We start from the raw sequence: 24,139 nt of genomic DNA, 5'->3' as shown, positions 1-24,139 counted from the left end.
GCCGAACCCGGCATCGATCTTCCCGGCATCAATCTTTCATAGACTGTTCGCGCAACGAATCCGCCAGGAGGTTGAGGCCGAGCACGAACGACATCAATGCGATCGTCGGCGGCAGCGCCGGGTGGATGAAGGAGCGCAGCAGCCGGCTGGCATCCTTGATCGCCGTGCCCCAGTCCGGGCTTTCCGGCGCCAGTCCCAGCCCGAAATAGCCGAGCGTGCCGAGCAGGATCGTGGTGTAGCCGATGCGCAGGCAGGCGTCGACGATCAGCGGCCCGCGCGCATTGGGCAATATCTCCCACAGCATGATGTACCAGGGCGATTCACCGCGCGTTTGTGCCGCCGCAACATAGTCGCGCGTTTTGATATCCATGACCAGGCCGCGCACGATGCGGAACACGCCGGGGCTGGAGGCGAACACCACCGCCACGAAGATGTTGAGCTGGTTGGGATCGATGTGGATGATCTTGAACGGATCGGCATCGAAGACAAGGCCTGCATAGATCCAGCCGCCAAGTACCAACGTCAGGCCAAGCAGGATATAGAGGCGGTCGGGGCGGTTCTTGTAGCGCGTCCAGAACAGCACACTGAAGAAGATGATCGGAAACAGGAAGAACAGCCCTGCCATCGCGTAGGGGATCGGCGTGTCCATGATGCCCGGCGTCACCAGCAGGTAGAACAGGAGGATCACCGGGAAGGCCAGCACAAGGTTGGCGAGGAAGGACAGCACCGTATCGATCTTGCCGCCATAATAGCCGGCCGGCAGGCCGAGCGTAATGCCGACCATCAGCGCAAAACCGGTCGCCGCCGGCGCGATGATCAGCACGATCTGGCTGCCATAGACCATGCGCGAGAACACGTCGCGGGCGAGCTTGTCGCCGCCGAAATAGTATACAAGTTTCGACGCCGGCTCGATTGCGCCCGGCAGCGCGTCCTTCATGATCGGCACTTGGGCGAGCGGATCGAAGGGCGAGATGGTCGACGCGAAGATCGCCGTAAACAGCCAGAACAGGCAGATGCCGACGCCGACGATGCCGACGCCGCTGTCGAAAAGCTGGCCGTAAAGGCCTAGCTTCTTCTTGTAGCCGAAGCTCGCCCCCATCACCAGGGCGAGAGCGATCCAGACCGGCCAGAAGCGGGTAAGCACGCCGAGTACGACGTTGAAGGCGCTGAGATATTCGACCTGCATCCGCCGGTCTCCTATTGAACTCTGATGCGCGGATTGAGAAACGCGTAGCCGACATCGGAGATGAGCTGTGTGATCAGGACGATAAACACCGAGACCAGCGAGCAGCCGAGCAGAAGATCGATGTCGTTGTTGCCGGCGGCCTCGACCAGCGTGTAGCCGAACCCCTGGTAGCGGAACATCACCTCGACGATGACGACGCCGGTGAGCAGCCAGGGGAACTGCAGCATGATGACCGTGAATGGCGCGATCAGCGCGTTGCGCAGAGCGTGCTTTATCACCACGCTGCCGAAGGAGAGGCCCTTCAGCCGGGCGGTTCGGATATATTGCTGTGTCATCACCTCCACCATCGAGGCGCGGGTCATGCGAGCGATGTAGCCGATGCCGTATATCGCCAGCGTCATCACCGGTAAGGTGAAATTATAGAAGGTGATGCCCTGGCTGGCCGAGGCCGCCGAACCGTTCAGCACGCCAAGCCAGGAGGCAAAGATCACGGTGAAGATAACGCCCGAAACATATTCGGGCGTCGCCGTCGAGGCGATCGAAGCCACCGACAATGTGCGGTCGGTGCGTGAACCCTCGCGCATGCCGGCGAGAATACCGATCAAAAGCGAGATCGGCACCATTACGGCCAGCACGCAGAGCATCAGGATGCCGGTGGCGCTGAGCGCCGGAAAGAGTTTCGAAGCGACCGTCGTCTTGAACTTGGTCGAGCAACCGAAATCGCCTTGCAGGATGCCGGAGAATGTCGGCACGACCGGATCGTTGCAGAAGGAGAAACGCTGTGCGGGCTTGCCGGTCGCCGGGTCGGTCACCGGCTGCTTGGGCATGATGCCCAGCCATTGGCCGTAGCGGATAAAGAAATTCTGCCGATAGCCATGGTTGACCAGCCAAGCCTCAAGCTGCTCGGCGGATGTGTGCATTTCGGTCTGGCTGATCGCGAGCTTCTTCAGATTAGGCCCGAGATTGACCAGGAAGAAGACGATCATCGTCAGGCACAGCATCGTCAATGCCATGGTGCCGAGACGCCTGATAACGAAAGAAAGCATGGCGGTCCCCTGCCGGTCGGGTTGGGGGGTGGAACCGGTTTGCAAGCCGTGCGCTGCCGCCAGCGGCAGAACAAGCCTTCAGACCAGTCCCAGATGCAATACCCTTTTTATTGCAGACCCAGGCCGAAGAGTCCGCAACTTTTTGCTGCGCCGACTTCCGGTCCAAGGACCATGCAAAGAGCGAGGGAAAGGGGCGAGACGCCCCTTTCCGGATCGTCCGGTCAGGCCTGCTCGAGCCAGACCTTGCCGTAGTCGCGCTCGAAGGTCGGGTGCATCTTGTAGTTCTGCACCGCCTTGACCGAATGGCTGTAGAGCTTGCGCCAATAAGGCTGGATGATAATGCCGGAATCCTGCAGGATCTGCTCGATGTCCTTCATCATTTCCTTGCGCTTGGCTGCGTCGGCAACCGCGAGCGCAGCGTTGAGCTTGGCATCCCACTCCGGATTCGACCAAGCCGTCTCATTCCAGGCTTCACCGGTACGATACCCGATCGCCAGAACCTGGACGCCGAGCGGCCGCATGTTCCAGTTGGTCATCGACAGCGGATACTTCGTCCAGTCGTTCCAGAAGGTCGAACCCGGCAGCACCGTACGTTTGACCTTGATGCCGGCGTCGCGCATCTGCGCGGCGATCGCATCGCCTGTGTTCTTGTGCCAGTCCTCGTCGACCGTGATCAGCTCGTGCTCGAAATCGGCCTGGCCGGCTTCCGCCATCAGCGCCTTTGCCTTCGCCGGGTCGCGAGCAACCTTCGGCAATTCGTAGTATTCCGGATGGATCGGGGCGACATGGTGGTTCTCGGCAACCGTGCCGGCATTGCCGTAGCCGAGCTGGAGGACGACAGCGTTGTCGACCGCGAGCTGCAGGGCGTTGCGAACCTTCTGGTCGCCGTAAGGCTTGTTGGCCACATTGGTGCGGCAGACGATCGTCGAGGCGGTGACGACCTCGGACTTCGCCAAGTCCATGCCGTCGAGGATCGACACATAGTCGGCCGAGGTTTCGAAATTGGTGTGCACTTCGCCTGCTTCGAAAGCGCTGACCATCGCCGCCGGATCGGTGCCGTAGTCGATGAACTCGATGCCGTCGAGGAAGACGTCACCATCCCACCATTTGTTGTCTTCGCGGCGCTTGTAGACCACTTTCTGGCCGACATCGTAGGAGACCAGCTCGAACGGCCCAGTGCCGATCGGGCAGGACTTGAAGTCGCCGCCTTTTTCGTCGAACGTCTTGTGGACGATGAGGCCGGGATAGTCGCACACGTTGGGAATGAGGGCGATATCCGGCTTGCTGAGCGTCAGCTTGATCGTGTGGTCATCGACCTTGGTCACCGCGCTCTCATCCAGCTTGTCGTCCTTGACCAGCGAACCGAGGCGACCCGGCATGGAATTGCCTTCGGCCTTCTTGTCGGCCCAACGCTTGAGGTTGAAGATGACGTCGTCTGCGGTGAACGGATCGCCGTTGTTCCAGGTGACGCCTTTGCGCACATGCAGCGTGTATTCGGTGGCGTCGTCATTCACGTCCCAGCTCTCCAGCAGATAGGGGCGGAACGTGTATTCGGTGGTGTATTTGACCAGCGGCTCGAGCGCCTGGCGCTCGGCATTGGCGATTTCCGACCAGTCGGACTTGCGCGGATCCTTCGGATCCTTAATCCATTGCGCGACCTTCAGTATCCCGCCTTTCTTGCCCTTCACCTCTTCCGCCTTGGCCGGCGTCGGGTCTGCAAGGCCAAGCATGCCATAGGCCATCGCCGTCGAGGCGCCGAAGACGCTGGCGAGAGCCAGAAATTCGCGACGATCCATCTTGCCTGCCTTGGCATCTTCGGCCATGGCCAGGATGTGATCGGGAACGCGGTCGCCGTTACTCTTGTAGATCGTCATGACTAACTCCCATTGTTGGCTTTCTGCCTTTTAACATTCCGCATCCGCGCCATGATGTCAAAGACGGCACGGATTGGGAACATGCCAAGGAATGTGCAACTTTGAAAGCAGGGCGGTTCGCGCGATAACGACAGTCTTGGCGCAAATTTGCTACTGCGCCAGGGATTTCGTCTGAAATCTCAACGGGCAATTAAACTGGGACATTCGCCGCTGCGCCGCTCGTTCTTCAGGCAACCAGTTGTTCTGCGCGAACGGCCGGTTTCAATATTCCCGTTCGTAGAAAACACCGCCTTTGGCTTCGCCGGCGTCGGTTGCCTCGCCACGCAGCTTGACGCCGCGCCCAACGTCGAGATCGACGGTTGCCTTACCCGAGCCCGGCCTGTCGCCCTTCTGGATCGTCACATAGGTACGGTCGTTGAGATACTTGCCCGCCGAGACGGCGGTGCCACCCTGTTCATCGGTGATTACGTCGAGATCGTCGACGCCGATTGCGCTGCGCAGGTTCTGCAGCAGGGAGGTCGAGCCGCCGACGCCGGCCAGTTGTCCGGCAGCCTCGGCAAGCTGCGCGATCTGCAGCGGCGACAGGTTCGACATCGAACGGCCGAAGATCAGCTGCGCCAGCACCTCATCCTCCGGCAACGCGGGTACCGAGGAGAAGGTGAATTTCGGGTTGTTCGCCTCGCCCGACACCACGATGGTCACGGTGGCGCTGGTCGTCTTCGATTGCGCCGTGAGATTGAGGTAGGGCACCAGAGAGCCGGAAAAGCCGACGGTGCCTTCGGTGAAGGTCAGCCGCTTGGCAAGGATCGTCAACCGCCCGCGCCGCAAGGTGAAGGTGCCGACCGCCTGGGGTGACGATGCCGGGCCGGTCAGCCGCAGCGAACCGCCGAGCTCGGCGTCGACACCCCTGCCCTGGATGAAGATCTGGCTCGGCGCATTGACTGTGACGTCGAGATTGAGGCCGCTGCCGCCGCCACCGCTGCTTGCAGCGGCCGGGCGCAACGCCTTGTCCTGCGCACGTACGGCGGCCGGCGCATTCTTGTGCTTGACGTTGAGCTCGGCCAGCGAGCCGGGCAGCTTTTCGGGTACGGTGATGACGGTCTTGGCCAAGTTGACGGTACCGGAAATCACCGGCGCGGAGATGAGCGGTCCCTTGACGGTCAGGTCGCCGCCAAGATTGGCAGTGACCACCTTGCCGTCGGTATAGCGGCCGTCGACGAGCTTGATCGACAGATCGGCTGGAAAACCCTTAGCCGGATCGATGCCGACGGTGCCGCTGGCCGAAAGGCTGCCGCGTGTCGACAGCGTGCCGGTCAGGCGATTGATCCTGGCCACGCCATTGCCGATAGCGACATCGGCAGTGATGTCGTTGATCGCAAGCCCCGAGCGCGCGTCGAGCAGGCGGGCGCCTGACGTGCGGACCGTGCCTGAGATCACCGGCGACGTCGCCGGGCCGCGCACCTGCACATCGACGTCGGCCGTGCCGCTCAGGGACAGGCCTTGCGCGGCGAGTGTCCTGGTGAGGAAGGCGAACGGCACCTTGCCGGAAAAGTTGAGATCAAGGGTGGGCCCGCCTGATGTCGTCATCGTGCCGCCGCCCTTGAGGCCGAGGCCGGCGGCATCGCTCATGTTGGCGTCGAACGTCAGTCTGTTGCCCGAATACGTACCTGAGGATGAAACGCCCATGCCGCCGAAACCTGCACCACGGGTCTGCGACGTCTGAACGCCTGCGGCGTCGATCTTGAAGGCAACGGCCGGATTGGCCGGCGCGCCCGTCACCTTCACCGTGCCTGAGATGGAACCGGCGGCATCGAGGCCCGGCGAAAAACTGTTGGCTATCGAGATCGGGATGCGGGCCAGCGTCGCGTTGAGGTCGAACGCCTGCCCAGCCTTGCCCGTGACCGTCGCCGTGCCGCCGCCGAGGTTGAGCACCAGCCTGTCGAGGCTGGTCACTCCATTGGCGATGTTGATGGTCGAGGCCTGGGCGATGGCCGCCTTGATGCCGCGGATGGTCGCCTCGCCGGAGGCAAGTTCGACCGTCGTCGTGCCCTTGACCGCCTTGACCCGGCCGGCCGCCCTCAGCGGAATATCCTTGACGGTGGCGCCACCGGAAAAGCCGGTCCATTCGCCGTCGCGCTTGAGATCGACGTTGACGCCCCGAATAGCCGTGCCGCCGGAAGTTACGCTGTCGGCACGGATTTTGCCCGAGATCACCGGTGCCGCCAGACAGTTGGCGATCAGCGCGTCGATGCTCACGGCCTTGGCCGAGACATCGCCGCGCGAGATCGAGGCCGTCGTCGCCTTGACGGCGACTTGCGGCACGGTACCCGCCTTGGAGAAGGCGATCGTGCCGCGCACATCGCCATCGGCCTTTTCCAGTGCCAGGGCCGCAAGCGGACCGATATCGGGCAGGTCGAGCGCCACGGTGCCGGCCGGCAGGAAGGCATCGTCGAGCGCCAGGTCGCCGGAGATACGGTTCTTGCCGAGCGACAGCAAAAGTCCATTGATGGCGCGTTTGCCGTCCGATGTCGCCAGCACGGCGCTGCCCTGCAGCGGTTGGCCGCCGACATTTCCGGTGAGTTGCACATTCGCAGCCGGGTTGGCGGCATCAGCCTTGCCGGTGGCAGTGAGCTTCAGACCGGTGATCTCGCGCGCCGCGACCGAAAGCCTGTCGCTGTTGATACTCAGCGACAGATCCGGCGCGGTGCTGGCGCCTTGCGCATTCAGCGCGAAAGAGATGGCGCCTTTGGCGTCCTTGGATAGCAGCGAGACGTCGCCTAGCGCGCCTTTGACGTCGGCGCTGAGCTTGTTGTCGGCAAGGCTCGCCTGGCCGTCTGCCGTCAGCGAACCGGACGACAGCCTGACGGTATTGGCGGTGACATTGCCATTGGCGTCCCGCTTCAGCGCGGCACTGAATTGCGTTCGCTCGGCGAGCACGCCACGTACCGACCCCGGCAGTGCCGCCGAGGCGGCGTCCGCCTTGACATTGAGGGCGATGGCGCCGTCGGCCAGCGAGACCCGCCCGTTGAAGCCGCTGTTCAACGCGTCGCTGGTCACCGTGCCGCTATCGATGACGATGGCATCGGCGGCAAGGCTGCCGGCGAGTTTGGCGGTGACCTTGCCGGCGATCAGCGGCGCGATAGTCGGATTGTCGAGGCCGATTTTTTCGGCAGTCACGGTGCCGGAGATCGGCCCGCTCCGGGCTTTCACGTCAAAGCGATCGGAGTGCAGCGCAAGCGTGATGCCCTCGATCTTAGCCAGATTGGTGGCGGCCGATGGCAGCGTCGCGGAAATGTCGAGCTTCGGCTGGGCGCCCTGCCCGGCCGCCGTTAGCGATATCGCCTGTAGCTCGAGCTTGATCGGGCTCTCCTTGCTGCCAAGTGACAACGGCAGGCTCGGACCGGTAGAGGCCAGGTCGAGCGAAAAATCGCTGGCACCGTTCGGATTGATGGTGCCGGCTGCCTTGCCGGAGATTTTCTCGCCGGCAAGCGTCGCCTGCTCGATGGCCAGGCCGCTGGCCGACGAGAAACGGCCTGCCGCGTCGAGATCCAGCGGCCCGAGGCCAGCCTGCCGGGTCTGGCTGGTTTCGGCGCCGCTGAGGCGGGCGGTGAAGCGAATATCTGGGGCAGCCGACGATCCGGTGACCTGCGCGGTGCCGCTGAGCGCGCCGACGGCATCGAGACCCGGTGAAAAATCATTGGCAAGCGCTGCCGGCACCGCCGACAAGGTGGCAGCGAGATCGAGCGTCTGGCCGGCCGTACCCGACACGGCAACCGAACCACCGCCGACACCGAGCGCCAATTTCTCTATGCTCACCCTGCCATTGGCGATTGTCAGCGCTGATGGCTGCGCGACAGCTGCCTTGATGCCGCGGATGGTCGCCTCGCCCGAGGCAAGCTCGATGCTGGTGGTGCCGTTCGCAACCCTGACCCGCCCGGACGCGCTGGCCGGAATGCCGGCGACCGTGGCGCCGCCGCTAAAGCCGGTCCAGTCGCCATCGCGCTTCAGGTCGACATCGATGCCGCTGATCACCGTGGTTCCGGAGGTGATCGTGTCGGCCTTGATCTTGCCGGCGATTGCCGGTGCTTTGAGATAATTGGCGACCAGCGCGTTGACGGCGATTGTCTTCGCCGCCAGTTCGCCGCGCGAAATCACGGCGCTCGTCGCATCGATCGCGACCGTCGGCGCTCCGTTGTCGTTCGCAAAGCGGATGGTGCCGCGCACGTCGCCGGCTACCGACTGGCCCGCGAGTGCGGCCAGCGGAGCAATATCGGCGGCATCGAGGGTCAACGTGCCGAGCGGCAGCAGGTTGTCGTCGAGCCCGAGGTCGCCGGAGACCTTGTTGTCGGCTAACGAGACGGCAAGTCCATTGATGGAGCGCTTGCCGTCGGTTGTGACCAGCGATGCCTTGAGGTCGAGCGGCTGGTCGTCGACCGAGCCGGTCAGCGAGACATCGGCGGCTGGACTGGCGATATCGGCCTTGCCGCTCGCGCTCAGCTTGATCTGTTTCACCATATGACCGGACGCCGTCAGGCTGTCGCTGTTGGCCGAAACCGAGAAATCCGGAGCGCTGCGCGCGCCGCTTGCGGTCAGCGCGAAACCGACGGCGCCGCCGACCTTGGCGCCGACCAGCGGCGACAGCACCGATACGTCGCCCAGCGTACCCTTGATGTCGGCCCGGATATCGGTGCCTTGCGCACTGGCGGTGCCGCTGGCGCTAAGCGTGCCGGAGGTGAGTTGCAATGCGTTGGCGGCGAACGCACCGTCCGGGTCGCGTGTCGCGGTTGCGGAAAACTGCACGCGCTCGCCGAGAACCGAGCTGATTTGCGGCGGCAGCGCCGTCGAAGCCGCGTCGGCATTCATCTTGAGCGTCATCGACAGATCGGCAAGCGCCACTGTGGCTGTTACGGACGCATTGAGCGCGTCGCTGCGTAGCGTGCCGTCGTCGACGACAATCTGTTCCTTGCTGACGGAGCCGGCGAGACCGGCGCTGACCCTGCCCGTTATCAGCGGCGCCAAAGTCGCGACGTCGGTGTTCAGGTCGGCCGCCGTCAGCTTGATGGTGACCGGCCCGCTACGGTTCTGGATGTCGAAACCATCGGAATGCACTTGCCCGATCAGGTCGTCCACCCGCGTGCCGCCCGCCACCACCGAGACCAGCGACGCGCCGATATCGACCATCGGCGCCTTGCCACCGCCGAAAGCGCGGGCCGTGGCATCCTTGATCGCCACGGTTATCGGCTGCGCCTCGCTGCCGAGGCTGAGCACGATCGGCGGCCCCTTTGCGGCGAGCTTCACCGAAAGGTCGCTGGCGCCGTTCGGATCGACAATGCCTGTGGCGGTCGCGTGCACGGCGCCGCTGTCGATATTGGCGCGCTCGACATCGACGCCGCCGGCCGCGGTCGCTGTGCCGGCGAGGTCGAAGGTGGTCTTGCCGGCAAACAGCGGTTTCAGGGTTTCGGGCAGGAAGCGCTCGAATTCGCCATCGCCGTTGGCCTCGACATAATGACCCTTGTCGGTGAGCTGATGGCGACCGGTAAGCTGGGTGACGATCCGGCCGTCGACAACGAAGGTCCCTATGCCATTCCAGTTGGCGAGCGGTCCGGTGCCGGAAACGACAATGTTGACCGGCGGCGCGCCCGGCAGGTTGAGCAGGTTGGCGATGATGCCGCCGGCCGGCTCGGATGCCTTAAGGTCGAGGTCGAGCTTGTTGTCGGCCGGCGCGAAATGGGCTTTGGCGTCGACCGTGCCTTGCTTGCCGTCGTGGCGAACGATGTTGAGGTTGGTCTCGATCGCCAATGGTGAGGCGTCCGCCTTGAGCGCTCCCTTGGCTGCAAGTTCGGCGACACCGCTGCCGGCCAGAGCCTGCCCGAGCGCGATTTCGGGAAGGTCGAGTTGCCTGACGTCGATGGAAACCGGCAGCGTCGTCGCTCCGCTTTGGCTCGACTGTGTATTGGCCACCGGCGGCCTTGCCAACTCGATACGCTCGGCCCCAATGCGATCGGCGCTGAAGCTCTTCGACAGGAGTGCCAGCGGCGACCAATCGACGGCCACGTTGCGCGCCACCATCCAGGCGCCTTCGCGATCCTCCAGAACGACATGATCGACCCTCAGCGCGCCCGACCAGATGCCGTCGATGCCGACGACAGTGACCTTGCGATCACCGGTCGAGGCCATGGTCGAGATGATGCCGGCAAGGTTTTCGCGGCCGCGCTCGGTTTTGGTCAGCACGACGAGCGCCCCCACCGCCGCTGCCACGACGATGAGCAGCGTGTAGAAAAGGATACGGAGGATGCGCCTGAATATTGCCATCAGAATGCCTGGCCGATGCCGGCATAAATGCCGAAATGAGGATCGTCGGGGCCGCGGTTGAGCGGCACCGCCGCGTCGACGCGCAGCGGCCCGAACGCCGTCAGATAGCGCAAGCCTACACCCGCGCCGACCTTCATGTCCGAAAAATCGGGGACCTGCCTGGTCGACACCGTGCCGGCATCGACGAACGGCACGACGCCGATCTTGTCGGTGACGGCGATGCGCATCTCGACCGAGGTCTCGAAGAAGGAAAGCCCGCCGATCGGCTCTCCATTGCTGTCCTTCGGGCCGATGCCTTGATAGGCATAGCCGCGCACCGAACCGCCGCCGCCTGAGTAGAAGCGTCGATCTGCCGGAACATCTTGAAGACTGGCGCCGATGATAGAGCCGATGGCGACACGTTCGGCGAAAACGAATTTCGAGGCCGAATCGAGTGACTGGTAGGCCGACCCCTCGCCCTTCAGCTTGACAAACGCAGCCCCGCTCAAAATGTCGTAGCTCGGCTCGCCATAGGCCAGCACCCTGAAGCCCCGGGTCGGATTGAGCTTGCTGTCGCGATTGTCGTAGACATATTGCAGTGGAATGCTGGCGATCAGATAGGTGTGCTTGCCGAAAGCGTCGTGGATCCTCGAATAATCCAGCGCGACTTGCGCGGAAACCGTCTGCTTCTTGTCGAGTTCGTAGGATAGGCCGGTGCTGCCCTTGACCGAGAAATGGTCGTAGGCGTCGGGGTGCTCCAGCACGGTATTGACGCTGGCAATGAATTTCGACGCCGGCCCGATCACGCCCGGCTTTTCGAACATGACGCCGGCATTGTAATTGAGCTGGGTCAAGTCGTTGCTGCCGATGCCGCTGATCTTGCCGTCGATGCGCAGCTTTTCGGCGCGGCCAAACAGATTGCGATGCCCCCAATAGCCTTCGAGGCCCAGCCCTTCGGTGTTTGAGAAGCTGCCGCCAATGCCGAAATAGCGCGGCTTGCGTTCGCTTACCTGGACACCGATCGGGATGTTGCCCTCGGCGTCGAGGGCGTCGGCTTCCTTCACCGTCACGCTGTTGAAGACCTCGAGCCCGAGCAGCCGGTCGCGCGCATCGTCGATCTCATCGGGCGAATATTGGCGCCCGCGCTTAAGGCCGGTCATATATTCAGTGAAGTCGCGGTCGACGTTTTCCGTGCCCTCGACAGTGGTGTCGCCATAGCCGGCGACCGGGCCGGCCGCGACGGCAAGCGTCACGTCGAGCGTCGAACCGGCGTGCTCGGCGACGATCTCGCGGCCCGTCACCTTGGCCAGCGGCCTGCCTTCTTGCTTGAGTGCCCGCACGATCGCCGCCTCGGCCTTGAGCACGGCGCCCGAACTGGCGTCACCGCCGGCGATCAGGCCGAAATCGGCACTTGCCAGCCCCGCCGCATCGCCTTCCAGTCTGATGTTGCCAAGCGTGAATTTCGGCCCGGCTGCTATGCGTATCACCACCGGTATCGGCTGCGGACCCGAAAACTCGGCATCGGGCGGCAGATCGTCGAGCGGCTTGCCCTGAATAGTGATGGTGACGACACCCTCGTAGCGGGCGTCAGTGTAGAGTGCGGCAACAAGTTGCTCACGGTCACTGCGCGCCTTGGCCAGCAGGCCGAGAGAACCGGATACCGGGTGTTCCTCGTCGGCCTTCAGCGCCGAGGCGTTTTCGAGCTTCTCGGCGAGATCCTTGTCGGCGTCCGGCGCCTCGATCGTCACCGCATAGCGCAGCGGGTCGACGATATCGGCATCTTCGTCTTTGGATCCCCACAGCTTGATGCCGAAAATCTCGAAGGCTGCCGCACTTCCGGTTTCGGCAACAAGTGCCGTAGAGCACAACAATGCGAAAAGCAGGGCGCGCGAAAGCGCGCGCCGTGGCGCGGTTCCTCCCGACATCTGCCTTTCATACGCCGGCATTACGCTCCTAGCCTAGCTCGCAAACCTAAAATTGGAATGAAGTTCTGAAGCACTCGTAAAGGGGCCACAATCCAATTGCTGAAATAGACAGGGCTTGGAACTCACACCTTCTGCGTCGCCGCAAGAAAGCGTGATCCCCTGTCCTATGGAGCTACTACCGGTCACCGGCCGGAAAGCAAACCGTTGGCAGGCGGATCCTGCCGCGTCCCGATGTTGACAAGCGCGACTGAAGCTTGAAGATTTCTGGACGTAAGCACTTGTCTGGAGGGGTTTATGGCAATGCGCGCGGCTCGTGGTCTATCGATTCTTTTCCTTCTCTTTTTTGCCTGGAGCGGTGTCGCGCAAGCGGCCGAAGCCCGGCGGGTGGTGACATCGGACAATTCCGACTATTTCGGTTTCGATCTCAGATCCGACCAGAATGTCAGCCTCGACCATTGCAAGACCACCTGCCTCGGCGACCCGGCCTGCCGCGCCTTCACCTACAACCTCAAGGCCAAATGGTGCTTCCTTAAATCCGATTACAATTCGTTGAAACCCTTCGGCGGCGCCGTCGCCGGCAAGATCGTCAACATCGATGGCGATCCTGACATCGGCGCGCCACCCGAACTCGCCTTCTTCCCCAACTGGATGGCCGACCAGGCCCAGCAATACCGCAACAAGCTCACTGGCCCGACCTACACCAAGCCGACAGAAGGGCTGACGGCCCTGAGAGCCGGCGCCGAACAGTCGGCGTTGACGGGCGATCATCGCTCGGCCATGCACAAATACGAAGCGGCGGTTTCGGTGTTGCCTTATGATGGCCAGCTCTGGCTCGAGCTGGCGCGCGAAACGCTTGCCGTCCATCCGACCGCCAACAGCTCGGAGCCGTCGACCCTACCGGCGAACGCCACTTCCGCCGCCTTCAACGCCTACAAATTGCTGCGCACCACCAAGACGCGCGCCGACGTGCTGGCGCTGCTCGGGGACGGCCTTGATCGCCGCGATCTCTACAGGCCGGCCCTGCAGGCCTACGAGGCGAGCCTCGCTCTCGTCAATTCGCCGGCAGTCAGGGCCGCCTATCAGGATCTCAAGGCCCGCAAGGGCTTCCGCGTCATCGATCATACCGTCGATGCCGACACCAGCGCGCCACGCATCTGCGCGCAGTTCTCCGAGGAACTGGTCAAGACCGGCGTCGACTACTCGCAGTTCGTTACTGTCGACAACGCCGCTCCCAAGGGCGTCGAAGCCAAGGACAAGCAGATCTGCGTCGAAGGACTCGAGCACGGCCAACATTATGACGTGACCTTCCGCGCCGGCTTGCCGGCCGCCATTGGCGAAGTCACCGCGGCACCGGTGGTTCTGTCGATCTACGTGCAGGACCGCGCGCCTTCGGCCCGCTTCACCGGCGACAGCTTCGTGCTGCCCGCAGGCGCACGCCGCGGCATACCGGTCGTCACCGTCAACATGAATGCCGCCGAAATGAAGCTCTTCCGCATCGGCGACCGCTCGCTGGCCCAGCTTCTGTCGGGATATCAGTTCCTGCGCCAGCTTGACGGCTACGACATTTCGAACATCTCCGAACAGATGGGCGAGCCGGTCTGGCAAGGCCAGCTCGACATCGCCAACGACCTCAACAAGGAAGTCACTACCTCCTTCCCAATCGACGAGGCTTTGCCGAAGCGCAAGCCCGGCGTCTATGTGCTGACCGCACAAGCCGTCAACGATCGCAGCGACGACTATGATTCGCACGCCACGCAATGGTTCGTCGTCTCCGATATCGGCCTGTCGACCTATACCGGACAGGATGGGCTGAACGTCTTTGCCCGTTCGCTCGCAACCGCCAAGCCGATCGCCGGCGCCGAGCTGACGCTGCTGGCCAGGAACAATGAAATCCTCGGCACCGCGACCACCGACGCGGAAGGGCGGGCGGTGTTCAATCCCGGCCTGACGCGCGGCGACAGCGGCATGGCCCCGGCCGTGCTGATGGCCAAACAGGGCGACGACGATTTCGTCTTCCTCGATATGGGCCGCGCCGGCTTCGACCTGTCCGACCGTGGCGTCGCCGGACGGCCGGCACCTGGCGCGCTCGACGTCTATGCCTGGACCGAGCGCGGCATCTACCGCGCCGGCGAAGATGTCCATGTCGCGGCTCTTACCCGCGACAGTGCCGCCAAGGCGGTCGAGAACCTGCCGCTGACCTTCATCTTCTCGCGGCCCGACGGCGTCGAGGACCGCCGCATCGTCAGCGACGGCGCATCGGCCGGCGGTCACGCGGTCGACCTGCCGCTGGAACCCAACGCCATGCGCGGCACCTGGACGGTGGCGATCCATACCGATCCCAAGCAGGCGGCGGTCGCCAGCCAGATGTTCCTGGTCGAGGACTTCGTACCGGACCGCATCGAGTTCGACCTGTCCTCCGACAAGCAGGAGATCGCGCAGGGCGAGACCGCCAACATTACCGTCGACGGCCGCTTTCTCTACGGCGCGCCGGCCGCGGGCCTCGCGCTCGAAGGCGAATTGACGCTGTCGACCGCCCGCGACTGGGACCGCTTCAAAGGCTATTCCTTCGGTCTGGCCGACGAACAGTCGGCGGAACCGACGGTGACGCCCTTCACCGGCCTGCCGGTGGTCGGCGAGGACGGCAAGGCGACCTTCCCGGTCTCGGTCGATCAATTGCCATCCACCACCAAGCTGGTCGATGCAAAGGTCACTGTCAGGATGCGTGAAACCGGCGGCCGTGCCGTCGAGCGCTCGCTGAATATCGGCATCCGCCCGCAGGGCCACATGATCGGCATCCGCCCGGATTTCGACGACGACGAGGTGCCGCAAGGCGGCACGGCCAAGTTCAGCCTGATCGCTGTCGACCCAGACGGCAAGCGTGAGGCGCTGAAGGGCGCGCAGTGGTCGCTGGTCAAGGTCGAGCGTAGCTACCAGTGGTACCGCTCGAGCAACTCCTGGAACTATGAGCCGGTCACCTTCACCAAGGCGGTGGCCAACGGCCAGGTCGACCTGAGCGCCGATGGCGAGGCGACGGTGTCGCTCCCGGTCGACTGGGGCCGCTACCGGCTCGAGATCGAGACAGCGGATCCGGAAGGCCCGGCCACCAGCTACGAGTTCGACGCCGGCTGGTATGTCAGTTCCACCACCACCGAAACGCCCGACGGCCTCGAGATCGCCCTCGACAAGGATACCTATGCGGCGGGTGAAGTGGCCAAGCTCAAAGTGTCGCCGCACTTTGCCGGCGAGCTGCTCGTCACCATCGGCGCCGACAAGCTCCTGAAGACCGTCACCGCCAGCGTGCCGGCCGGCGGCAGCACCGTCGACATCCCGGTCGGCGACGACTGGGGTGCCGGCGCCTACGTCACGGCAACGCTGTTCAGGCCGGGCGATGCGCAAGAGACACGTATGCCGGCGCGCGCCATCGGCGTCAAATGGCTGAAGCTCGATCCCGGCTCGCGGAAGCTTGCCGTCAGCTTGGCGCCGCCGGACAAGACCATGCCGCGCCAGCAGCTGTCGATCCCGGTCGCCGTAGCCGGCGTTCAGCCCGGCACCAACGCCTATGTCATGGTCGCGGCCGTCGACGTCGGCATCCTCAACCTGACCAACTACAAGGTGCCGGATCCGGAGAACTGGTTCTTCGGGCAGCGCATGCTCGGTCTCGAGGTTCGCGACATCTATGGCCGGCTGATCGACGGCTCGCTGGGCACAACCGGTAAGCTGCGCACCGGCGGCGACGGCGCCAACATGCAATCGCAAGGCAGTCCGCCGACCGAAAAGCTGGTCGCGTTCTTCTCCGGCCCGGTCCAGCTCGACGCCGACGGCAAGGCGCGGATCGACTTCGACATTCCGCAGTTCAACGGCACCGTGCGCGTCATGGCCGTCGCCTGGACAAAGGAAGCAGTCGGCCATGCCCAGTCCGACGTCATCGTTCGCGATCCGGTGGTGATCACCGCCGGCCTGCCGCGATTCCTGGCGCCCGGCGATTCCGCCGTCATGCGGCTCGACGTCGCCGACACCGACGGCCCCGCTGGCGACTACAAGCTGACCATCGACACGACGGGCGACCTGTCTACCGGCAGTGCCGCCTTGCCTGAAAAGCTGACGCTGGCCAAAGGCAAGCGGCAGACGCTGACCGTGCCGTTGGTTGCGCAGACCGCGGGCAACGCCTCGATCACCATCAAGCTTGCGCATGCCGACGGCACCGCCGTCGAGCAGACGCTCTATGTGCCGGTGCGCCCAGCGCAACTGCCGGTGACCACCCGCATGGTCGTCGACCTCAAGGGCAATGGCGGCGCGCTGCGCGTCGACAAGGAACTGCTGGCGGCAAGCCTGCTCGATGGCGCTTCGGTCAGCGTCGGCGTTTCGCAGGCGGCTGCCTTCGATGTACCGTCGCTGCTGATGACGCTCGACCGCTATCCCTATGGTTGCGCCGAACAGACCACCAGCCGCGCCATGCCGCTTCTCTACGTCAACGAGATGGCTTCCGGCATCGGCATGGCCAGCGACCCCGATCTGCATGGCCGCGTCCAGGACGCTATCTACAAGGTGCTGAGCTACCAGGCATCGGCCGGCAGCTTCGGCCTGTGGGGTCCGGGTTCCGGCGATCTGTGGCTCGACGCCTATGTCACCGATTTGCTCACCCGGGCGCACGAGCAGAAGTACGACGTACCGGCCCTGGCGATGAACCAGGCGCTGAGCAATCTGCAGAACGCGATCGGCTACGATCAGGACGTCCAGGATCGCGGCAGCGAGATCGCCTATGCGCTCTATGTGCTTGCCCGCAACAAAAAGGCCTCGGTCGGCGATCTGCGTTATTATGCCGACACCCAGCTCGAAGCCTTTACCAGCCCGATGGCCGTCGCCCAATTGGCGGCGTCTCTCGCGCTCTACGGTGACACCCAGCGCTCGGAGGCAACCTTCCAGGCCGCGCTGCAACTGGCCAAGTCGACGCCCGAATATGACTATTACCGGTCCGACTATGGCTCGCCACTGCGTGACGGCGCGGCGATCCTGGCGCTTGCCGCGGAAAGCAAGCCGGTGCCGACCATCGTGCCGGCGCTGATCCAGCTGGTGACCAGGGAACGCGCCGACGCCAGGTGGACCAGCACACAGGACGAGTCCTGGATGCTGCTGGCGGCCCGCGCGCTGAAGGCCGGCAATGATTCGATCGCGCTGACCGTCAACGGCGCACCGCATGCCGGCGGCTATGCGGACCAGATCGCCGGTGGCGACCTGGCCGACAGTCCGCTGACCATCGTCAACACCGGCAGAAATCCGCTGCAGGCGGTCGTCACCACCGTGGCCTCGCCGATCCAGCCTCTGCCGGCCGGCGGCAACGGCTTTACCATCAGCCGTACCTACTACAAGCTAGACGGCACAGAGGCCAACGTGACGGAGGTCAAGCAGAACGAACGCTATGTCGTCGTGCTCAAGGTTTACGAGCAGAACACCTGGCCTTCGCGACTGCTGATCACCGACCTGTTGCCGGCCGGCCTCGAGATCGACAATCCGGGCCTGGTCTCCAGCGCCCAATTGACGAACTTCTCCTGGCTGGCGCAGACCGATGCCGCCCATCTCGAATTCCGCGACGACCGTTTCGTCGCGGCGTTCAATCCCAACGACGGCGACGGCGACCGCAACATCACACTCGCCTACGTCGTGCGCGCGGTGACGCCGGGCACCTACGCCCACCCGGCGGCAACGATCGAGGACATGTACCGGCCGCAATATTCGGCCCGCACCGCCACCGGCATGATGGAGGTCAAGGCGCCGTAAGGCAAAAAAATGGCGGATAGGAATATGGCGATGGCGCTGCCCCTCATTGCCCTGCCGGGCATTTCTCCCCGTATAGAGACGGGGAGAAAGAGCCATGCGCCGAAGTTTTCGCCGACCTTTAACGTCGCAGAAAAGGCGCCAAGGGTCGCGACAGCCCCCTTCTCCCCGTCACTAAACGGGGAGAAGGTGCCGGCAGGCGGATGAGGGGCGGCGCCATGCTCTCCAGAAAATTCCTGCGCCGAGCGGCCATCACGGGCATTTCCTTGGCCGGTCTCGCTGCAATCACCGCCGCCGCCCTCTGGCAGCTCGACCGCGCATTTCCGCCGCCGCTGCCGGCTGCTTTGACGGTCTCGACCGAGGTGCAGGACCGAGACGGCCAGCTGCTGCGCGCCTTCGCTACGCCGGATGGCTACTGGCGGCTCGCTACCAGCCTGGACCAGGTCGACAAGCAGTTCGTCGACATGCTGGTCACCTATGAGGACAAGCGTTTCTGGGATCATCAAGGCGTCGACGTGCTGGCACTGGCGCGTGCCGCCGGCCAGTTCGCGACCAGCGGCCATATCGTCTCCGGTGGTTCGACGCTGCCGATGCAACTCGCCCGGCTGATCGAACCGCGCGACAGCCGCAGCCTCGGCTCGAAGATCAAGCAGATGCTGCGCGCCCTCCAGATCGAACGGCGGCTTTCCAAGCGCGAGATCCTCGAACGCTATCTGACGCTGGCGCCCTATGGCGGCAATCTCGAAGGTGTGCGCGCCGCTTCGCTTGCCTATTTCGGCAAGGAGCCGAAACGGCTGACGGTCTCGGAGGCGGCCCTGCTCGTCGCCTTGCCGCAATTGCCGGAAAAGCGACGCCCTGATCGCAATCTCGAGATTGCCCACGCTGCCCGCGACCGGGTGCTGACCCGCATGGTCTCGGCAGGCCTGCTCGGCGAACGTGAGGCCGCGCGTGCCGCGCTCGACGATGTGTCGGGGCTGCGGCGCACCTTGCCGGCGCTCGCTGCCCATGCGGCCTATACGATGCTGTCCAAGGCTGTTCCCGGCCAGAAGCTGCAACTGACGATCCGCAAGAGTGTCCAGGAAGGGCTGGAGCAGGTGGCCAAGGATGCGGCCGCCAGGCTCGGCCCTCGCCTCTCGGTGGCCATGGTACTGGCCGATGCCCGTACCGGCGATATTCTTGGTGAGGTCGGCTCTGCCGATTTCTTCGATGCCAGCCGTTCGGGCTGGATCGACATGACCAAGGTCGTTCGCTCGCCTGGCTCGACGCTGAAGCCGTTCATCTACGGCCTCGCCTTCGAACAAGGCCTGGTGGCGCAGGAGATGCTGATCGAGGACAGCCCAGCCGATTTCTCCGGGTATCGGCCGAAGAACTTCGACATGGGCTATCAGGGCGATGTCAGCATCAGGCAGGCGCTGCAATTGTCGCTCAACGTGCCGGCGATCCGCGTGCTCGACGCGGTCGGCCCGGCCCGGCTGATGGCACGCTTTCGTCAGGCCGATGTGACCCCTATCCTGCCCGTCAACGAAGCGCCCGGCCTGGCGATCGGCCTCGGCGGCGTCGGGGTGACCCTGCGCGACCTGGTCCAACTCTATGCCGGCCTTGCCAATGGCGGCAAGGCACACACGCTGCATGACGGCACCGAGCCGGCGAATGCCGAACGCTCGACCACCACCATCCTCGACGGGCAGGCGACCTGGCAGATCACCGACATCCTGTCAGGCGTCAAGCCTCCCCAGGGTGCCGCCCAACGCGGCATCGCCTACAAGACCGGCACCTCCTACGGCTATCGCGACGCCTGGTCGGTCGGCTTCGACGGCCGCTACGTGCTCGGCGTCTGGGTCGGCCGCCCCGACGCCGGCGCGGTGCCCGGCCTGTCCGGCTATGTCTCGGCTGCGCCCATCCTGTTCGAAGGTTTTGTCCGTTCCAGCCTGGCCGCCGTACCGCTGCCGAGCCAGCCGTCCGGCGTCCGGCGTCCGAAGCGCGAGGAGCTGCCGGTGACGCTGACGCGCTTCGGCGCCGGCGCCGATGGGCTGGTACAGGCGACGCCGACCGAACCTGCGCCAACCATCATCTTTCCGCCCGACGGCGCTCGCGTCGATCTCGGCACTTCCTCGGCCGACCCCTCGCCGCTGGTGCTCAAGCTGCAAGGCGGCCGCGCACCATTCCGCTGGCTGGCCAACGGCAAGCCGCTGGTCGGCATCGACCGGCGGCGCACCGCGACCTGGCAGCCGGACGGCGCCGGCTATTCGACCCTAACCGTGATCGACGCGGCGGGACGCGCGGCCAGTGTGAAGGTTTTCGTCGAGTGAAAGTTTCCCTTGAATAATTTCCGGCAGGTGATTCAGGGGATTGTGTTTTACGTCTTGCTTTCGGCCGCCGGTACTTTCTCGGCGTCTGCTGACGCGCTGCCCGCCAGCTTTGTTCGGCTGGCCGACATCGATCCCAATATCCGGCAGGATATCCGCTATGCCGGCCTCGAAAATTTCCTGCATCGCAAGGTAAGCGGCTACGATGCGCCGGTATGCGTCCTCACCAGGCAAGCGGCGCAAGCGCTTTCGGCAGTGCAGAAAGCGATTGCCGCCGAAGGACTGACGCTGGTCGTGTTCGACTGCTATCGCCCTGCGCGGGCTGTCTCCGACATGGGTGACTGGACAAAAACGAGTGGACCACCGGACCCGCAATGGTACCCAAAGGTCAAGCGCAAGGATCTCATCCCCAAGGGCTATATCGGCGAACTGTCCACCCATTCGCGCGGATCGACGGTCGATGTCGCGATCGCGCGAGCCGACCGCAAGAGCGCTCCGAAACCGGCCTGCGGCGCGACCGATGCCGACACGCTCGATTTCGGCACGGGTTTCGACTGTTTCGATCCAGCGAGCGAAACGGCTCACCGACCGATAGCCAGTGAAGCGGCGGCTAACCGCAAAAGGCTTGTCGAGGCGATGCGTGCCCGCGGCTTCAAGAATTACGCCCGCGAATGGTGGCACTTCACGCTGGAGAACGAGCCGTTTCCAAAAGAGCGCTTCAACTTTCCCGTTACCGCCGAATAGCCGGCCGAAACCTTCGGGCGCGACGCAGCCATTGCCGAAGAGCTAGCCGTCTCTAGATAATTGCGTCGGGAGCGCGATCATGGTCCATGCGGGAAAATAGTTTCTCGCATCGCCGAAACTAGGCGAAAAATTGCTTCAATAGGCCAAAAAAGGCAACATTGAATGCATCTAAATTCTATCAATTCGGTAGATTTGGCGCGAGTTCAACGGAGGCGGAAATGACCAAACCTCATTTCAGGAAACTGCTCGGCGCACTGGTCGCCACGTCTGTCCAGTTCGGCACGCTCGGTTTCGCGTTTGCCGACACCACCATTCTCAACGTGTCCTATGATCCGACGCGTGAGCTCTACAAGCAATTCGACGAGGCCTTCACCGCCCACTGGAAGGCCGAGACAGGCGAGACGGTCACCGTCCAGCAGTCGCATGGCGGGTCGGGCGCGCAGGCTCGCGCCGTGATCGACGGCCTCGACGCCGACGTGGTGACGCTGGCGCTCGAAGGCGATATCAACGCCATTGTCTCGAAAGCGAAGAGGATCAATCCCGACTGGCGGACGAAATTCGAAAACAATTCGGCGCCCTACACCTCGACCATCATCTTTCTCGTCCGCAAGGGAAACCCCAAGGGCATCCATGACTGGGGCGATCTGGTCAAGGACGACGTCCAGGTGATCACGCCGAATCCCAAGACCTCCGGTGGTGCGCGCTGGAACTATCTCGCCGCCTGGGCCTACGCCAGCGTCAAGGATGGCGGCGACGAGGCCAAGACCAAGGAATTCGTCGGCAATCTCTATGCGCATGTCCCGGTTCTCGACACCGGTGCGCGCGGCGCAACCGTGACCTTCGCGCAAAAAGGGCTGGGCGACGTGCTGCTCGCCTGGGAAAACGAGGCCTATCTGGCGCTCGACGAGTTCGGCGCCGACAATTTCGACATCGTCTACCCGCCGACCTCGATCCTGGCCGAGCCGCCGGTCGCCGTGGTCGACGCTAATGTCGACGCCAAAGGCACGCGGAAAGTTGCCGAAGCTTATCTGAGCTATCTCTATTCCAAGGAAGGCCAGACGCTCATCGCCAAAAACCATTATCGCCCTTCGAAGCCCCAGTTGGTGCCGGCGGAGGACTTGGCCAAGCTGCCTGAGATCAAGCTGATCACCATCGACGACCCGCTTTTTGGCGGCTGGAAGAAGGCACAGCCTTATCATTTCGGCGATGGTGGTATATTCGACCAGATCTACAAACCGGCCCAGTAGCATTTAGATCAGGACGACATGACCACAGCACCCGCCAAGGCGGGGTGGCGATTCAGGCAGCCGAGCGTCATTCCGGGTTTCGGATTGACGCTCGGCTTCTCGCTTGCCTACCTCACCCTCATCATCCTCATTCCCCTGTCCGGGCTGATCTGGCGCTCGGCGGCGCTCGGCTGGACCGACTTCTGGGCGATCGTCACCGACCGCCGCACCATCAACGCGCTTGAAATCAGCTTCGGCACCGCCTTCATTGCCGCCGCCGTCAACGTCGTCTTCGGCACGATCGTCGCGTGGGTGCTGGTGCGCTACAGCTTTCCAGGCCGCCGCATCGCCGATGCCATGGTCGACCTGCCCTTCGCGCTGCCGACGGCGGTTGCCGGCATCGCGCTGACCACGCTTTACGCACCGAATGGCTGGATCGGAAGCCTGCTGACGCCGCTCGGCATCAAGGTCGCGTATACGCCGCTCGGCATCGTCATCGCGCTGGTCTTCATCGGTCTGCCCTTCGTCGTGCGCACCGTGCAGCCGATCATGGAGGAGATCGACAAGGAGGTAGAAGAAGTGGCCGCCACGCTCGGCGCCAATCGCTTCCAGATCATCAGCCGCGTTCTACTACCCGGACTGGCGCCTGCCATCGTCACCGGTTTCGCGCTGGCCTTCGCGCGCGGCGTCGGCGAGTACGGTTCCGTCATCTTTATCGCCGGCAACCTGCCGTTCAAATCCGAGATCGCGCCGCTTCTGATCGTCATCCGGCTGGAGGAATATAATTACGCCGCGGCGACCGCGATAGCGGCGATCATGCTGGCGCTGTCCTTCGTCATGCTGCTGGTCATCAACCTGGTGCAGACCTGGAGCCGCAAGCGCTATGGCTGACCCGGAGATCAAATCCTACGCGCCGCACCATGAAAGCCAGTCGCCGGCGGTGACCGAGAGCCGCACGGCGAGAACCGTGCTGATGATCGTGACCTTTGCCTTCCTCGGCATTTTCCTGCTCCTGCCGCTGATCATCGTCTTCAAGGAAGCTTTCGCCAAAGGTATCGAGGCCTACACACAGGCGCTGAGCGAACCGGACACGCGCTCGGCGATCCGCCTGACGCTTCTGGTCGCGGCGATCTCGGTGCCGCTCAATGTGACTTTCGGCATCTCCGCCGCATGGGCGATCGCCAAGTTCGAGTTCAAGGGCAAGGCGTTCCTGACCACACTCATCGACCTGCCCTTTTCGGTCTCGCCGGTCATTTCCGGCCTGGTCTATGTACTTCTGTTCGGCGCGCAAGGCCTGCTCGGCGCCTGGCTCAAGGCGCATGGCATCGTCATCCTGTTTGCCGTGCCGGGCATCGTGCTGGCCACCGTCTTCGTCACCTTCCCCTTCGTCGCCCGCGAATTGATCCCGCTGATGCAGGAACAGGGCAATGGCGACGAGGAGGCTGCCCTGTCGCTCGGGGCCAATGGCTGGCAGGCGTTCTGGTACGTGACGTTGCCCAACGTCAAATGGGGATTGCTCTACGGCGTGCTGTTGTGCAATGCCCGCGCGATGGGTGAGTTCGGCGCCGTCTCGGTCGTGTCGGGCCACATACGCGGGCTGACCAACACCATGCCGCTGCATGTCGAAATCCTTTATAACGAGTACAATGCCGCCGCCGCCTTTGCCGTCGCTTCGCTGCTTGCCGGCCTGGCGCTCGTCACGCTGGTCTTGAAGACACTTCTCGAGATGCGCTACGGCGCCGAGATCGCCGCGACGCGCGGACACTGAC

The 24,139-nt window shown here is 63.7% G+C and carries 11 protein-coding genes; 6 read left to right on the top strand and 5 right to left on the bottom strand.

Features of this window, described 5'->3' with window-relative positions; all coding sequences use genetic code 11:
• Positions 1-28: 28 nt before the first annotated feature.
• From NKI52_RS25570 to NKI52_RS25550, 5 genes are all read right to left on the bottom strand, one after another.
• Positions 29-1,186, bottom strand: a complete 1,158-nt coding sequence (locus NKI52_RS25570) for an ABC transporter permease (protein WP_023675848.1) — start codon at positions 1,184-1,186, stop codon at positions 29-31.
• An 11-nt stretch (positions 1,187-1,197) separates the two neighbouring features.
• Complete coding sequence (locus NKI52_RS25565; RefSeq protein WP_023675847.1) at positions 1,198-2,232, bottom strand: ABC transporter permease; 1,035 nt, start codon at positions 2,230-2,232, stop codon at positions 1,198-1,200.
• 221 nt (positions 2,233-2,453) lie between these two features.
• A complete protein-coding gene (locus NKI52_RS25560; RefSeq protein ID WP_023675846.1) occupies positions 2,454-4,106 on the bottom strand; it encodes an ABC transporter substrate-binding protein in 1,653 nt (550 codons plus the stop codon).
• A 261-nt stretch (positions 4,107-4,367) separates the two neighbouring features.
• Positions 4,368-10,418: a translocation/assembly module TamB domain-containing protein gene (locus NKI52_RS25555; RefSeq protein ID WP_352700212.1), complete on the bottom strand. Its 6,051-nt coding sequence runs from the start codon at positions 10,416-10,418 to the stop codon at positions 4,368-4,370.
• Positions 10,418-12,343, bottom strand: coding sequence for an autotransporter assembly complex protein TamA (locus NKI52_RS25550; RefSeq protein WP_352637282.1), 1,926 nt, complete (start codon positions 12,341-12,343; stop codon positions 10,418-10,420). The genes NKI52_RS25555 and NKI52_RS25550 overlap by 1 nt, the downstream gene beginning before the upstream one ends.
• A 273-nt stretch (positions 12,344-12,616) precedes the next feature.
• Between NKI52_RS25550 and NKI52_RS25545 the strand changes: the two genes are divergently transcribed.
• From NKI52_RS25545 to cysW, 6 genes are all read left to right on the top strand, one after another.
• Positions 12,617-18,097 carry an alpha-2-macroglobulin family protein gene (locus NKI52_RS25545; protein WP_352700211.1) on the top strand — a complete coding sequence of 1,827 codons (5,481 nt, stop codon included), beginning with the start codon at positions 12,617-12,619 and terminating at the stop codon, positions 18,095-18,097.
• A gap of 215 nt (positions 18,098-18,312) precedes the next feature.
• Entirely contained in the window at positions 18,313-20,403 is a 2,091-nt protein-coding gene (gene pbpC, locus NKI52_RS25540; RefSeq protein ID WP_352700210.1) for a penicillin-binding protein 1C, read from the top strand.
• A gap of 42 nt (positions 20,404-20,445) precedes the next feature.
• The gene (locus NKI52_RS25535; RefSeq protein ID WP_352700209.1) at positions 20,446-21,144 is read left to right on the top strand and encodes a M15 family metallopeptidase; all 699 of its coding nucleotides are present in this window, start codon (positions 20,446-20,448) and stop codon (positions 21,142-21,144) included.
• A gap of 218 nt (positions 21,145-21,362) precedes the next feature.
• Positions 21,363-22,391, top strand: a complete 1,029-nt coding sequence (locus NKI52_RS25530) for a sulfate ABC transporter substrate-binding protein (RefSeq protein WP_352700208.1) — start codon at positions 21,363-21,365, stop codon at positions 22,389-22,391.
• 18 nt (positions 22,392-22,409) lie between these two features.
• Entirely contained in the window at positions 22,410-23,261 is an 852-nt protein-coding gene (gene cysT / locus NKI52_RS25525; protein ID WP_023675839.1) for a sulfate ABC transporter permease subunit CysT, read from the top strand.
• Positions 23,254-24,138, top strand: coding sequence for a sulfate ABC transporter permease subunit CysW (cysW, locus tag NKI52_RS25520; RefSeq protein ID WP_023675838.1), 885 nt, complete (start codon positions 23,254-23,256; stop codon positions 24,136-24,138). Before cysT ends, cysW begins: the two co-directional genes overlap by 8 nt.
• Position 24,139 lies beyond the last annotated feature (1 nt).

The organism is Mesorhizobium sp. M0590 (assembly GCF_040320905.1).
Taxonomy (GTDB): domain Bacteria; phylum Pseudomonadota; class Alphaproteobacteria; order Rhizobiales; family Rhizobiaceae; genus Mesorhizobium.
The sequence above is the reverse complement of the archived record's forward strand: the minus strand, read 5'-3'. Positions and strand labels throughout refer to the sequence as shown.

Coding starts and splice junctions, on each gene's coding strand:
- NKI52_RS25570 (WP_023675848.1), bottom strand. CDS start 1,186: ATGCAGGTCGAATATCTCAGCGCCTTCAACGTCGTACTCGGCGTGCTT.
- NKI52_RS25565 (WP_023675847.1), bottom strand. CDS start 2,232: ATGCTTTCTTTCGTTATCAGGCGTCTCGGCACCATGGCATTGACGATG.
- NKI52_RS25560 (WP_023675846.1), bottom strand. CDS start 4,106: ATGACGATCTACAAGAGTAACGGCGACCGCGTTCCCGATCACATCCTG.
- NKI52_RS25555 (WP_352700212.1), bottom strand. CDS start 10,418: ATGGCAATATTCAGGCGCATCCTCCGTATCCTTTTCTACACGCTGCTC.
- NKI52_RS25550 (WP_352637282.1), bottom strand. CDS start 12,343: ATGCCGGCGTATGAAAGGCAGATGTCGGGAGGAACCGCGCCACGGCGC.
- NKI52_RS25545 (WP_352700211.1), top strand. CDS start 12,617: ATGGCAATGCGCGCGGCTCGTGGTCTATCGATTCTTTTCCTTCTCTTT.
- pbpC (WP_352700210.1), top strand. CDS start 18,313: ATGCTCTCCAGAAAATTCCTGCGCCGAGCGGCCATCACGGGCATTTCC.
- NKI52_RS25530 (WP_352700208.1), top strand. CDS start 21,363: ATGACCAAACCTCATTTCAGGAAACTGCTCGGCGCACTGGTCGCCACG.
- cysT (WP_023675839.1), top strand. CDS start 22,410: ATGACCACAGCACCCGCCAAGGCGGGGTGGCGATTCAGGCAGCCGAGC.
- cysW (WP_023675838.1), top strand. CDS start 23,254: ATGGCTGACCCGGAGATCAAATCCTACGCGCCGCACCATGAAAGCCAG.